We start from the raw sequence: 12,308 nt of genomic DNA on the forward strand, positions 1-12,308 counted from the left end.
ACCTCATGCAAAACCCGGGGGACGGGCTTTGCATGAGGCACGGCAGAAATACATGCCTGCATTCATGGGATTATTTCCCACATGGCTATACTGGGGTTATCTGACCAGGAATGCACTGAATGCAATCGTCTACCTTGCCCACCTCGCTCCTCAAAGCCTTGCGGCATGTCATGCGGCCGCTGGTACGCTTGATGCTGCGTAAAGGTGTCACCTATCTGGTGTTTGCCGACCTGCTCAAGGAGGTTTTCGTCGAAGTGGCGGACCGTGAGTTTCGTCTGGGCGACAAGGCACCGACCGACAGCCGCATCAGCTTGCTCACTGGCGTGCACCGCAAGGATGTACGGCGTTTGCGCAACATCAGCGATCCCGCCTCCTCTACGCTTCCGGAAAACATCACCTTCGGTGCGCAACTGGTCAACGCCTGGACCAGCGCACCCTTCTGCAATGACGCCGGCCAGCCACTGCCGCTGCCTCGATTGGCCAGTGCTGGCGGCGACTGTTCCTTTGACGCCCTGGTGGCGAAGGTCAGCACGGATATCCGGGCGCGGGTAGTGCTGGACGAGTGGCTGCGCCTGGGCGTCGTCCGCCTGGACGAACAGGAGCGCGTGCATCTCGAAGCCCAGGCTTTCGTGCCGCAAAAGGGCTTCGATGAGAAAGCTGCGTACCTGGGGCATAATCTGCACGATCATGCCTGCGCCGCGGTCCATAATCTGAGCAGTGAAGGTCCGGCCTTTTTTGAACGCAGTGTCCACTATGACGCACTGGCCCCGACGAGCGTCGAGGCACTGCGCGAGGCCGTTGCCAGTGAGGGGATGCAGGCCCTGCTGAGCTTCAACCGACTCGCCGCCGAACTGGAGTTCCAGGACCTGCCAAGTCTTGAACCGCGCCAGCGCATCACGGTCGGCCTGTACTTCTACACTGAAGCTTCAGATCCCGATTCACCAACGGCCCCTAAGCCATGACAGTCAATTTGCGCCTGATTCGAGCAACCGCCCTCGCTCTGGGCCTCGGACTTCCGATTGCGTTGCAAGCCGCCCCAGCCTGTGTCAGCCAGAATGATGCGGGCACAATTGGAGTGCCGGTTATCCAGGCTCCTGGTGGCACCGGCGGTACGGGTGTGGCGCCTGGCGGCATGGGCGGTACTGGCATGGGCACCGACGACGGCGGGGTGGGCGGTACCGGCGCACCGCTCACAAAACGCCCCGGCGGCATTGGCGGTACCGGTGCCGTTGCAGGCGGCGTGGGTGGCACGGGCATCAGCGACGACAACGGCGGGATCGGTGGCACCGGCATTGTCGGCACCATCACCGGGTTCGCCTCGATCTGCGTCAATGGCGTGGAAGTGCACTTCAACAACAATGTGCCTGTCAGCGAGAACGGCATTGTCGCGACCAGCACCCAGTTGGCAGTAGGCCAAGTGGTTGCCGTGGAAGCGTTCAAATCCCGGCGCGGTCTGGAGGCCGGGCGCATTTCCATCCTGCACGTCTATGAGGGCCCCTTGACAGCCCTGCCACGCGCTTCCATGCCCATGCGCGTCATGGGGCAACCGGTACGCCTGGCCAGCGGTGCTCAAGTCGCTGCCGGTCTGCGCCTGGGTGATCCCGTACGGGTCAGCGGGCTGCGCGATGCCCGCGGTGAAGTGGTGGCCAGCCGCATCGACCGGGCGCCCGGGCTCAAGGAGGCCAGTGCCATCGGGCCGGTGGATCGCAGCGGTTACCTCCAGGGGCTCAAACTCAGCAATCACTCTGGCCCGGCGCAGGAAATGCTGGTGCGCGGCCAGTGGTCCGGTCGCGAGCTGGATGTGACCCAAAGCCGCCCCGACCCGAGCCTGCCCTTCATTGGCCGGGTACGCAATGCAGTGATCGAGGGCCTGGTACAGGGCCGGCAGGACCGCCATTTGGTGGTGGGTGGCTTTAATGTGACGCTGGCGCGCGACACCGTATTTGTGGGTGTGCAGCCTTCGCAGCTGGCGCTGGATCGACGCGTGCGGGTCACTGGCGTGTTCAGCGGCGCGCGGGATGTGCAGGCCACGCGTATTGAAATGCCCCGCGAGCGTTCCGATTCTCCAGCCGGCAACCAACACGGGAAACTCCGGACCGGCGAGCAAAACACGGACGAGTCAAGTGGATCGAGTAACTCGGGCAGCTCCAACAGCCCGGACAACTCGGGTAACTCCGACAATTCCGGTAATTCCGCCAGTTCCGGCAGCTCGGGGGGCTCGGGCATTGACAGGAGCGGCCGCTCCGGCAGCGAAAACAGCGTCGGCGACGATACTCGCCGCGGGGGCAGTGACAGTCATGGCGGCGGCGACAGAACGGAAAGCGTGGACAAGTCCGGCAAGTCGGAGCGTGTCGAGCAACCCGACAAAGTCGAGAGGGTAGAGAGGGTAGAGAAAGCGGAAAAGGTCGAACGACCCGAAAAGGTTGAAAAGGTCGAACGCCCGGAGAAAGTCGAGAAAGTTGAACGGCCAGAAACAGTCGAGAAGGTAGAGAAAGTCGAAAAGGTCGAGCCGGTTGAAAAAATCGATCACTCTGGCAGGCCGGGTTAAAAGTGCAGTCGTGATGCACTATCGTCATAAGTGACTAGGCTGGGTAAGTCACACTACAAAACATGCGTGTGAACTTCGATGACGCAAGACACGAGGTGAACATGGACCGCAAGCGCATCCTGCTCGTCGGTTTGCTTGCCAGCCTGGCCTCGCCAGCCCAGGCCGATACTTTCTCGACCTCGATCGGCACCGACTACTCTCGGGGCGATTATGGCACCGGCACTACTTCCGAAACCTGGTACGTCCCGCTGGTGGGCAAATACCAGACCGGCCCCATGACCTACAAGCTCACCGTGCCCTGGTTGCGGATCACCAACCCTTCGGTCGGCCCTGACGGCGAGCCGCTGCCCGGCGGCTGCGGCAAAGTTGAAAGTGGTTTGGGCGACACTATCGCCGGTGCCGACTATGCCGTGTTTGAGGACAGTGTTGGCGGGCTGTTCGTGGACCTGATCGGCAAGGTCAAGTTGCCTACCGCCGACGAAGACAAGTGCCTGGGCACCGGCAAAACCGACTATTCCGCCCAGGTCGATGTCACCAAATCCTTTGGTTTTGTGACCGGATTTGCCACCCTGGGCTGGAAAAAATTCGGCGACCCGTCGGGATCCGACTTCGACGACCCGATATTCACCAGTCTGGGCTTCGCCATACCCGTGTTTGCGCGCACCTCGGCGGGCGCATCCTACGACTGGCGGCAGAAGGTTGTTTCCACGGGCGACCCGATCAAGGAACTCACCCTTTTCCTGACGCACAAGCTCAATCAGCACTGGAAGTTCCAGTTGTATGCCGTCAAGGGCTTTTCCGATGCCAGCCCGGATGGCGAGGCTGGACTGTTGTTCAGCCACACCTTCTGATACCCACCTGTTTTCCTGCACTGATCAGGCCGGGGCCGGCTGCACGCCCCGGTTCGGTGATGCCGGCCAGTAAGTTTTCATGTCCGTTAGAATCAGTCCCGATGTTCGGTCGTTGACACTCGGGCTGACAGCACTAATCTAAATATGTGGGAATATTTCCCACGCAACATTGCTAACTGGCTCTGAGGGATCATGCGGATACCGCAGGTGCTCGTTATTGCTGCAGATTTATGTTCGTGCCGGTTGGCTGGCCGCTCCAATGGGCGGCCGGGAACTCACTAGACATTGCGTTCGATACGGAGATGACGACGCAACTCCAAGTGGAGGTGCATCATGCTGCTCAAGAAATGTTTGTTGGCGGTGGCGATTGGCGGAGTCCTGTCGGCATCGACTGTCCTGGTGCCCGATTACATCGGTAGTTTCTCCAGCGTGTATGCCAAAGATGGCGGCAGCGGTGGAGGCGGTGGTGGTCACGGTGGCGGTGGCGGTGGCGGTGGCTCCGGAGGCGGTGGTCACGGTGGTGATGGCGGAGGTGGCCATGGCGGAGGCGGTAGCGGAGGCGGTGGTAACGGAGGAGGCGGTGGTCACGGCGGCGGTGGCGGTGGCTCAGGAGGTTCCGGAGGTGGTGGTCACGGTGGTGACGGCGGTGGCGGCCATGGAGAGGGAGGCGGCCATGGTGGTGCTGCAGGCCATGGCGGTGACGGCCATGGTGCTGACGGTCATGGAGGTCCAGGGCGCGGCGATGCCGACCATGGTATGGCCGGGAACCGCGGCCCAGGCAATGCGCGGGACAATGCGCGAGACAATGACGACGACAACGACAACGCCGCCGATGCAGCCAGGAACGACGCCAATGCGGCCAGGAACGCTGCCAGAGCTGATGCGGATGCAGCCAGGGATGCTGCCAGAGCTGCTGCGGATGCGGCCCGGGACGCCGCCAGAGCTGATGCGGACGCAGCTCGGGACGCTGCAAGAGCTGCTGGCGTAGTGGGCGCCGATGCAGCCCGGGACGCTGCCCGGGCCGCGGCAGATGCAGCCAGGAATGCCGCCAAGGCAGACGCCGATGCGGCCAGGGACGCTGCCCGGGCTGCTGCAGATGCGGCTCGGAACGCTGCCAAGGCTCAGGCGAAGGCAGCCAGAGAACCTAGAGAGGCTAGAGAAGCTAACGAGGAGGCTAACGAGGCGGCCAGAGAGGCAGCCAGAGAGGCTAACGAGGACGTTGGACAGGCGGCCAGAGAGGCTAACGAGGAGGCCAGAGAGGCAGCCAGAGAGGCTAACGAGGAGGTTGGACAGGGAGCCAGAGAGGCTAACGAGGCGGCTAGAGAGGCGGCCAGAGAGGCTGGAGAGGACGTCCCCGGTGCCCCGGACGCGCGTGATGTCGATGTAGTTGAGGTGCAAAACTAGGCCTGCACGTTGCGCAATGAACACGGCAGGCATACCTGAAAAATACGTCCCGGGGGGCTGAGGGACGTATTGGCAATGAGTCGCAAACCCTGTTGAGTCACGGGGTTTGCGACTTGTTTTTTGAACTGTTTGAAGTTCGTTTGGTGGTTAGGAAATGCCCGGCAAATCGCCGGGCATTTTCATTCCTGAAACCTTGGTCGCGGGGATCAGTTCGCAGTTTCCGGTCGTGACTCGGCGTTCACCCCTTGGCCGCCAGTGGCTTGCGTCTGGTGTTGACCCTGGCCCGACAAATACGTGAGCACAATCTGCGTTATGGGGGCAGTCCAGGCAGGCAAAAACGGTCATGGCTGCCGTCGTGAATAACGGTGGCAAATTAGTGGCTATGCTTGCTCAGGTACCTGTACGCGTTGGAGGGGAACACCGTCCAGCAGGCTCGTGAAAACGTGATCACCTCTCTTCAGGCGTCATCACAATTTGCCCTTGTGCCACGGAGTCGTTACTGATATGAAAAAAAAGAAGCTAAAGCCAAAATAAAAGACCTGCTCTCGTCCGGAGTCCCCAGATCGGAAGTATTCACTCAGCTTTCAGGCCAAGGGATCAAGGACAGTCTGCTTGCTCGCTTGATAGCTTCAACTGCCGACCCCTACCTCTGCGATATACATGACCGCAAGGTTAATGCCGCTATTACACTAATGTTTATCCAGGCTGCACTCGCTCTTCTAATCGGCTTTGGTATAGGTTCAGCTATTGGGCCTAACGCCAGATGGACAATTGGCTGTTTGAGCGCACTTGTTCCGCTCTTGTTCGCCTGGGGGTTCTACAATCATCTGGCAGGTGCTTACAATGCATACATTGTTCTATCAATGGGCTCGGCAGCGAGGCAAGTGGGAGGGTTGATTTCAGGCTCCATCTCAATGTTTATCGGCTCGGTTATAGGCATCGGAATGTTTGCTTTCGTATGTTACGTTCGCCAGAAGATATTTCCGGATTTGGTTTTTTTCACACCAAGAAAAATCAAGGGGCGATACGTGTTTTCCAACTAAAAAAACGGCTAAAGCCGTTCGGTTATCCCTGGCATTCAGCCGGCCCGATGCGCGCGGCTATCGGTCCAACAGAGGTGCCAGCAGTGCACACATGCCGCGCCAGTGCGAACCCTCCCAGTAAACCCGTTGGCAGGCGTCGCAGCGCAGGAAGTGTGAATAGAGAGTGCCAATGCGTGGTGGTACCTGCAGCCGGGCCAGTTCCGGGCTGATCTCGTGCAGCGGCAGATTGCAATGGAGGCACAGGCTGAATGGCCGCGCGCTACGCGCCAGATCGAGGCGCTCGTACAATTCGCGCAGTTGCAGTGAAGGTTTCAGGGCATGCACGTAACAGCCGTGGCTGATGATCCGCCGCTTGAGCAGTTCGCGGTCGCGGGTTAGCACGATGCGTCCTTGCTGCGCAGCGATCTCGGCGATTTCGCTATCCTCGAAGCCATTGTCGTAGAGGGTGTCGAAGCCGCTCATGCGCAGCAGGCTGGCCAGCCCGCCAAGGTGCGCATCAGCGACGAAGCGCAGCACCCGTAAAGGTTGTGCGCGAACCTTGAGCAGCGGGCTGATGTCCAGCGCTTCGAACTTGGGATACACCGCCAGCCGGTCACTGTCGAAGATCGCCCGCTCGAGGCCCACCGACTCGCCGTTGAGCAGCACCAGTTCGACCTCCGTGTGCGGTACTCCGAGCGCCTCGATCATGTGCTTGACCGTCGCCCCTTGCGCGCATTCGCAGGTGAAGGACTGCCGCCGTCGCTCGGCCGGCAGGAAATCGTTGAGCTCCTCGTAGAAGCGAAAAGTTGCACTGGTCATGCTGAACAGTATGGCAGGGCTGCAGGATAAGCGAGTCTGGTCCTGACATCTTGTCCGGCAGGCCCAAAACTACGAAACGCCCGCTGAAAGATTAAGCCGATCTTTCAACGGGGGGGGCAGATTATTTTTTCTTGATCAGTTTGCTCATGTAGTACTTTAGGCTTAAACGATCTTTGGGCCTTGGTTTATAGTGGGTTTTGTTTCTTTGTGTGGGGTCGATCGCCATGGTTGCAGCGGTGTAGTAATAAAGCGCTATGGACTTGCGGGTGATGTGCTCTGGAGTCGTTAAAGGCTCTGGGTGCCCGTGATTACTGTCTTTGTCTGTGTTGAAAATGACACAGCGATTGTAGATTGGCAGGACTTTTTTAAGGCAGGTCTTCATCTCGACATCCCAGAGCTCCAGGTTGCCGCCGTATTCCTCTCGCCAGTCTTCGCTCAGGTAAATGATGACATTCAGTCTGCGCTCGACATTAAGCTTCTTGTTGAGCCTGAAGTCCGAATGCACACCCAGGAAACCACCGCTTTTCGTTTCATGCAGGCCGCCGCCGGTAAAGTAGGGGTCGGGTATCAAGCCTTCGATGCCTGTGAGCTTTTCAAGAAACTGCAACATGGGAGCCGAATTGAACGCGTTGAAGATAGTCTTCAGATAGGGGGTGCATTCGTTGGGACTGATTTGACGTTTTCGTTGACCTTTATAGCCGCGCTCATAGAGCATTTCGTTGTTGGTTGGCTCGATTGGGAAGTGCGAGCAGATGCTCGCAATCAGGTCTTCGTGCAAGAAGTTATCGATGACGATGTGCGGAAATGGCGTAGCCTGAACATAGCGACTGGTCAATGAGCCACCAAAGGCGCTAGCAGCGTGTTGGTCGAAATCAAGCTCCGGGGACAGGGTCATAGGTAGTGCTTGAGTGATGGGTGCCATTACCGCTCCAATAACTTGATATAAAGACTTGTGGGTGACATCAAACAGAATTGAATGCACTGCTCGTTGCGTCAATTCGTAGCTTAACTTTTTCTGTCATCCTTGTTCAGGCGCTTAAGGATGTTGTTGTACATTTTGGTTCGTCTGTGAGTCTTTCCATAACCGCCAGCCGCTGCGACAGTGCCGGCCTGAATATGATCCAGATAGCTGAAGATTTTACGCGGCGATAACATTTCAACGGCATAGCCAAGCTCGGTCATGCGGTCCTGGAGAGTATAGCCTGGCACGCGATCATCCATTGAAAAGTGCATGTTGTGCTGCTTGACAAGTTTGCAGTTCCACAACGTGCAGAAACTTTTCAAGTAGGCTTCTTTGTACGGTTTTGGTTCTCTGGAACGCAATCCCATAGAGATTTTCAGGCGTCTGTAGTGGTGTTTGAATAGTCGTGAGCTAAAGCGCCAAAGCGTTCTCGTGGTGCCACGGTTTATTTGCTCGACACAACCGACGGCTACGACTTTTGGGTTTTTTGTGCATTTATTGAGCATCATCGGAAAAACATTTTTATCGAAAACAAATGTATCAGTGTGCATCAGGAATAAATAATCAGTTTCAACTCGCTCTAAAACCAGGTCAAGTGCCTTGCCATGCGCGATATGGCCAGCTTCCGGTTTGGAAACAGAGCGCTCGATTAAATTGATCCAGTCAAGCGTTCGTAAATACTCAGTGCTTTCATCGGCGGAATAGTTGTCGACTACCCAGACTGGCACGCCGTTACTGCCAAAATGCTGGTGCAATAAGTCCAGGCATATCTTGGTGATTTCTGGTGTTTTGTAATTTACTATAACTATGCTGAAAGTTTTAGGGCTTTCGGCCGAAAAATCAGGGTTGCTCATTGTTTAGGTGCTCAATATTATTGTATTTAATTGCAGTAATAATTTAACCTGCATGCAGCTTTTACTTGTCTTTTTGCACAAAATTTTGCGTGGATATAGAACATAATTTGTTAAGTCATTTTGTCTTGCATAATAACAATGGCTTGCTCAGGCCTGATGGAGAACCGTAGATGCGGACTTCATCGTATAAGGATCTGCTCTATAGGTAAACATCCGTGACTTGATTCGTTATATCCGGAGGCGTCAGGCGAGCGTCTTGGGGGGCGGCGACATAGACTGATCCACGCTGCTCGACCCGGTTCGAAAGCTCCATGATGGCGGCTTCGAGGGCGAGTTGATTTTCGTTGATCCTGAACAGTAGGGAAGGGCGCAGATCTGAGTTTGGCATCGCCAATCCTCGGTTATGAGGTCTGCGTAGTACCAGGTTCCAAGAAGGGTTTTTCACGATTGACGGAGCGCGGGGAGGGGGTAACCGGGCCTGGTTCTGGAGCGCCTTTCGTGTGGCAAGCTTTTTGCCAAACCCCGGAAACGACAAAGCGCTGAAAAATCAGGGCTTTGTCGTATAAAGATGGCGGAGGCGATGGGATTCGAACTCATGGACCTGTTACAGTCGACGGTTTCAAGTTCGAGATGCAAGCGTCCGAAATTCGTGGCCTGTAGCTTGATTTCGTTCTAATACGAGCATTTTTTGGCCCCGCTGCAGGCCGCATTCTACAAGGGGTGGCACTAACGCTTTGTAACACTTTTTTGGCTACGTTGAGGGCTTGGCAATGGTGCCTACACGACGGTTAGCCGATTGCTGCCTGTCGCGACAGGCAGAGAGCGACCGAATATAGATAGTCCGTCCCACCAAAGTAAGGTTGCAGCATGAGGCCTGACCTTTCGTTCAAGCGGACCGGAGTCAACCGAACTGAATCTTGCATCCATTGATACGGGGCGGCGGTCACTGGTGAGGGGGTAACCCATGAGTAACCCCAACCCGAAACGCCAAGGGCCTGCGATCATGCAGGCCCAGTACACCGCGATGGGTAACCGCTGTGGTAACCCAACAGCGGCATTCTGCTTGGGGCCAGTATCTACGCGGCCTGCAGGCATTCAGTGTGCGACCTGTCAAGCGGCACTCGCCTCATTGGCAGGATTCAAATAGCAGGCCATCTCCCGTTCGACAACGTCGATCTCATTTAGCCCCCAGTTTGTCAGGGGCGCGGAAGGTTTGCCGGTCGACGCAAAACTCGCCGCCAGCAGACGGGTCATCAGCGTCTTTGCCAAGTCCAGTTGCTTCTGAAGCTCCTGAGTCGTGCGATCAGCCTTGTCCAGGCGCTGTTGCAGGGCATCGCGCCCGGCAGTGATCTGTCCGATACTGGCCATCGTTTCATGTGGGGCGACCATCACTGCCGCTTTTTCTTCCAAAGATTTATCACTCATCAATGTGCTCGTTCGCTCAGGTTCAAGGTCAGGCGCGCGCAGGCCTTGCCTCACTGATATCGGCACGAGAGTTTATTCCTATAGTTTTCTATCGCACCTCTGCGCAAGGCGCCGACCAACGGCAGCGTAACCCATCAGCGACCCCAGCCTGGTTGCGAACAAGCATCTCAGCTGGCACTGGGTTAAGTGCTCGTATCTATAAACGTCCGTTCCTGGCCGATTCTGTCGGTCGAGATCGGCAGCCATGGGTTGATCAGGGCTGATCGCAATAAGGACTGTCTGGAGTGCTCTGTAGGTGTTGCGCCTGGCACAGAGCGACCAAGGCGGATGTTCACGGGGACAGCGCTCTGACCGCAGGCAACGGCCGTACTATAATTAGTTTCTGTCGATGTTTGCGTGGCGAGCGTTCCAAAACGAATCAGGTATCCATAGCGTTCACCTGACAGGCAGAGGGCAGCACAGCTAATGGGATGGACAGTACGTCTGATTACGCGAGAGAGGGTTCAGCCATGAAAATTCACTCCTTCCAGCATTACTCTCATGGTCTGGAAATGGCCGTTCACGATGCATGGATTACCGCCAGGGTGAAGTCGGCCCTGGCATTTTCCGATCCGACCCTTAGCCTGCATATCAATGTCAAAACCCATGCGGGCAGAGTGGGGTTAAGCGGCCGCGTCAACACTCATAGACAGTGTGAACAGGCCATTGGTCTGGCCCGTTCGGTTCATGGTGTCGCCGAAGTCGATGCCAGCGACTTGCAGACCCATGTGTTCACGCCAGGGAGTTTTCCAGAAGCGCCCAACGCCGAAGAGAGCACAGAGCGCCGGCCACAATCGTCAACAAAGATGGACGACAAATGATAATGGCAACTTTGCAGGCGCCGCGCTCCCAGTCGGAAACCGAGGGCGGACGGAAGTTGATTTCCCGGGGCCTGATGAAGTCCACTCAGTTCGCAATCCCTAAGGGGGCAGGTCTGAGTCTGGCATCGAGAATCCTCGGTTATGAGGTCAGCGTAGCACTGCGTTTCATGAAGGATTTTTAACCGTTGGCAGGACGCCGGGGGAGAGGGAAAGTCAGGAAAGTTTTGTAGCGGTTACCAAATAGCTTTGTAACGCCCTCCAGAGGCTGCACGGATTCACAGACTCCAGAAACGACAAAGCCCTGAATAATCAGGGCTTTGTCGTATAAAGATGGCGGAGGCGATGGGATTCGAACTCATGGACCTGTTACAGTCGACGGTTTTCAAGACCGCTATGTAAAGCTTTTAAAATCGCGGCCTGCAGCGATTTTTCGTTCCATTATGCTCAGTTCTCGGCATCGCCACAGGCCGCATTCTACAAGGGGGCAAATTTGAGTTATGGAACACATTTTTGGTCATTTTGAGGGCCTTGCGATGGCACCGACGCGGCGATAAACCCGCTCGGTGATGTCGCCTTTGGTGTGTCCCAGCAGCAAGCTCGCCTCGCCGACATCAGTGATTTCGGAAGCGGCCTTTGGCCTGATGTCTCGAAACTGAAAATCTCCGATCCGACTGGCCAGCAGCTCGTCACCAGCGTTAATAGCTTCCAATTTTGCTTTCTCCCTGGCCAAGTCCCAGCGCTTTCTCAGCATCGTCGCGGTCATCCGTTTGCCGTGCCGGCTAACAATCAGATAGTTCGAGACGTGTTGAGCATTGCGTTCAGATATCTCCGCGATAAGTTTGCCCAGACTGTTTGCCTCGCCGCCAGTCGTCATTTGAATCCGCAGCTTTTTGTGTGTCTTGTTTTGCTGAACCTCCAAATATGCCCCCGCAGCATCGTCCTTTCGCATCACCAGGACATCTGCCGGCCGCTGCCCGGTCAGGTAGGCCAGGTCCATCGCGTCTTTCAGCTCTTGGGCTGCTTTCTTGTAAACAGCATCCCAAACTACATCATTCGCGTAATAGTCCCTCGGCGTTTCCTTGTTCTTGCGAACCCCCTGACAGGGATTTTCTTTGGTCGTCAGCCCCCACTCCCGAGCGATGTTAAAAACGTGGGAGAGGGTGGCAATCTCGCGATTTGCCCGCACCTTCGCCGACCGAGCATCCCGGTATCCGGCAATTGTTGCCGGAGTGATTGAGTCGATTGGGGCACTGTCGAACATCGGTCGAAGTTGCTTGATCTCCGCTAGGTTGTCTTTCTGCGTCCGCGCCGCCTTCTTGGGGATGATGTCGCGAATGTACCGGTCGAAGATCCCTTTCATGGTTCGCAGGTCCAGGGGTTTTTCCTTGGCTTCCAGTTCAGCCCATTTGATCCTGGCCTTGTCGAGCTCTTTGCCCAAAGGTATGTCCTTACCCAGCATGTCCCGGTAGTAGTAGGCGGTCCAGACGCTGCCGTTCTTACGTTTACGAGTTCGTTGATACATCCGAGGTGGTAGATGATGGTGTTCGGTCTTGCGGGGGCGCAT

Annotated in this window: 11 protein-coding genes and 1 pseudogene; 6 read left to right on the forward strand and 6 right to left on the reverse strand. The window is 56.6% G+C overall.

The annotated features are described in order from the left end of the window. Positions 1 to 119 precede the first annotated feature (119 nt). From AC06G5_RS12875 to AC06G5_RS12895, 5 genes and pseudogenes are all read left to right on the forward strand, one after another. Entirely contained in the window at positions 120 to 962 is an 843-nt protein-coding gene (locus tag AC06G5_RS12875) for a DUF6502 family protein (RefSeq protein ID WP_413428865.1), read from the forward strand. After that, on the forward strand, positions 959 to 2,548 hold the full coding sequence (locus AC06G5_RS12880) for a DUF5666 domain-containing protein (protein WP_413428864.1): 1,590 nt from the start codon (positions 959 to 961) through the stop codon (positions 2,546 to 2,548). The genes AC06G5_RS12875 and AC06G5_RS12880 overlap by 4 nt, the downstream gene beginning before the upstream one ends. Before the next feature lie 101 nt (positions 2,549 to 2,649). Continuing rightward, positions 2,650 to 3,399 (forward strand): hypothetical protein, encoded by a 750-nt coding sequence (locus tag AC06G5_RS12885; RefSeq protein ID WP_413428863.1) that lies wholly within the window; start codon positions 2,650 to 2,652, stop codon positions 3,397 to 3,399. A 333-nt stretch (positions 3,400 to 3,732) separates the two neighbouring features. Next, positions 3,733 to 4,128, forward strand: a pseudogene (locus tag AC06G5_RS12890) (hypothetical protein); the annotation flags it as partial. Between the two features lie 258 nt (positions 4,129 to 4,386). Further along, positions 4,387 to 4,803: a hypothetical protein gene (locus tag AC06G5_RS12895; RefSeq protein WP_480459941.1), complete on the forward strand. Its 417-nt coding sequence runs from the start codon at positions 4,387 to 4,389 to the stop codon at positions 4,801 to 4,803. Positions 4,804 to 5,903: 1,100 nt separating this feature from the next. On the opposite strand, the gene AC06G5_RS12900 is transcribed toward AC06G5_RS12895, so the two are convergent. The 5 genes from AC06G5_RS12900 to AC06G5_RS12920 all read right to left on the reverse strand — a co-directional run bounded on the left by AC06G5_RS12900 (position 5,904) and on the right by AC06G5_RS12920 (position 9,884). Beyond that, a complete protein-coding gene (locus AC06G5_RS12900; RefSeq protein WP_413428320.1) occupies positions 5,904 to 6,644 on the reverse strand; it encodes a Mut7-C RNAse domain-containing protein in 741 nt (246 codons plus the stop codon). 121 nt (positions 6,645 to 6,765) lie between these two features. Next, positions 6,766 to 7,566 carry a 2OG-Fe(II) oxygenase gene (locus AC06G5_RS12905; protein ID WP_413428321.1) on the reverse strand — a complete coding sequence of 267 codons (801 nt, stop codon included), beginning with the start codon at positions 7,564 to 7,566 and terminating at the stop codon, positions 6,766 to 6,768. 83 nt (positions 7,567 to 7,649) lie between these two features. Beyond that, entirely contained in the window at positions 7,650 to 8,459 is an 810-nt protein-coding gene (locus tag AC06G5_RS12910; protein ID WP_413428322.1) for a glycosyltransferase, read from the reverse strand. Positions 8,460 to 8,658: 199 nt separating this feature from the next. Further along, on the reverse strand, positions 8,659 to 8,847 hold the full coding sequence (locus tag AC06G5_RS12915; RefSeq protein WP_413428323.1) for a hypothetical protein: 189 nt from the start codon (positions 8,845 to 8,847) through the stop codon (positions 8,659 to 8,661). 722 nt (positions 8,848 to 9,569) lie between these two features. Beyond that, complete coding sequence (locus AC06G5_RS12920; RefSeq protein ID WP_413428324.1) at positions 9,570 to 9,884, reverse strand: hypothetical protein; 315 nt, start codon at positions 9,882 to 9,884, stop codon at positions 9,570 to 9,572. 509 nt (positions 9,885 to 10,393) lie between these two features. Here AC06G5_RS12920 and AC06G5_RS12925 point away from each other — a divergent pair. After that, positions 10,394 to 10,744 carry a BON domain-containing protein gene (locus AC06G5_RS12925; protein WP_413705032.1) on the forward strand — a complete coding sequence of 117 codons (351 nt, stop codon included), beginning with the start codon at positions 10,394 to 10,396 and terminating at the stop codon, positions 10,742 to 10,744. A gap of 514 nt (positions 10,745 to 11,258) precedes the next feature. Here AC06G5_RS12925 and AC06G5_RS12930 read toward each other — a convergent pair. Continuing rightward, a complete protein-coding gene (locus AC06G5_RS12930; protein ID WP_480459612.1) occupies positions 11,259 to 12,308 on the reverse strand; it encodes a tyrosine-type recombinase/integrase in 1,050 nt (349 codons plus the stop codon).

This window comes from Pseudomonas sp. WT-JTC, assembly GCF_056711565.1.

Excerpts from the sequence above, each read along its gene's own strand:
- AC06G5_RS12875 (WP_413428865.1), top strand. The coding sequence starts at position 120 with ATGCAATCGTCTACCTTGCCCACCTCGCTCCTCAAAGCCTTGCGGCAT.
- AC06G5_RS12880 (WP_413428864.1), top strand. The coding sequence starts at position 959 with ATGACAGTCAATTTGCGCCTGATTCGAGCAACCGCCCTCGCTCTGGGC.
- AC06G5_RS12885 (WP_413428863.1), top strand. The coding sequence starts at position 2,650 with ATGGACCGCAAGCGCATCCTGCTCGTCGGTTTGCTTGCCAGCCTGGCC.
- AC06G5_RS12900 (WP_413428320.1), bottom strand. The coding sequence starts at position 6,644 with ATGACCAGTGCAACTTTTCGCTTCTACGAGGAGCTCAACGATTTCCTG.
- AC06G5_RS12905 (WP_413428321.1), bottom strand. The coding sequence starts at position 7,566 with ATGGCACCCATCACTCAAGCACTACCTATGACCCTGTCCCCGGAGCTT.
- AC06G5_RS12910 (WP_413428322.1), bottom strand. The coding sequence starts at position 8,459 with ATGAGCAACCCTGATTTTTCGGCCGAAAGCCCTAAAACTTTCAGCATA.
- AC06G5_RS12915 (WP_413428323.1), bottom strand. The coding sequence starts at position 8,847 with ATGCCAAACTCAGATCTGCGCCCTTCCCTACTGTTCAGGATCAACGAA.
- AC06G5_RS12920 (WP_413428324.1), bottom strand. The coding sequence starts at position 9,884 with ATGAGTGATAAATCTTTGGAAGAAAAAGCGGCAGTGATGGTCGCCCCA.
- AC06G5_RS12925 (WP_413705032.1), top strand. The coding sequence starts at position 10,394 with ATGAAAATTCACTCCTTCCAGCATTACTCTCATGGTCTGGAAATGGCC.
- AC06G5_RS12930 (WP_480459612.1), bottom strand. The coding sequence starts at position 12,308 with ATGCGCCCCCGCAAGACCGAACACCATCATCTACCACCTCGGATGTAT.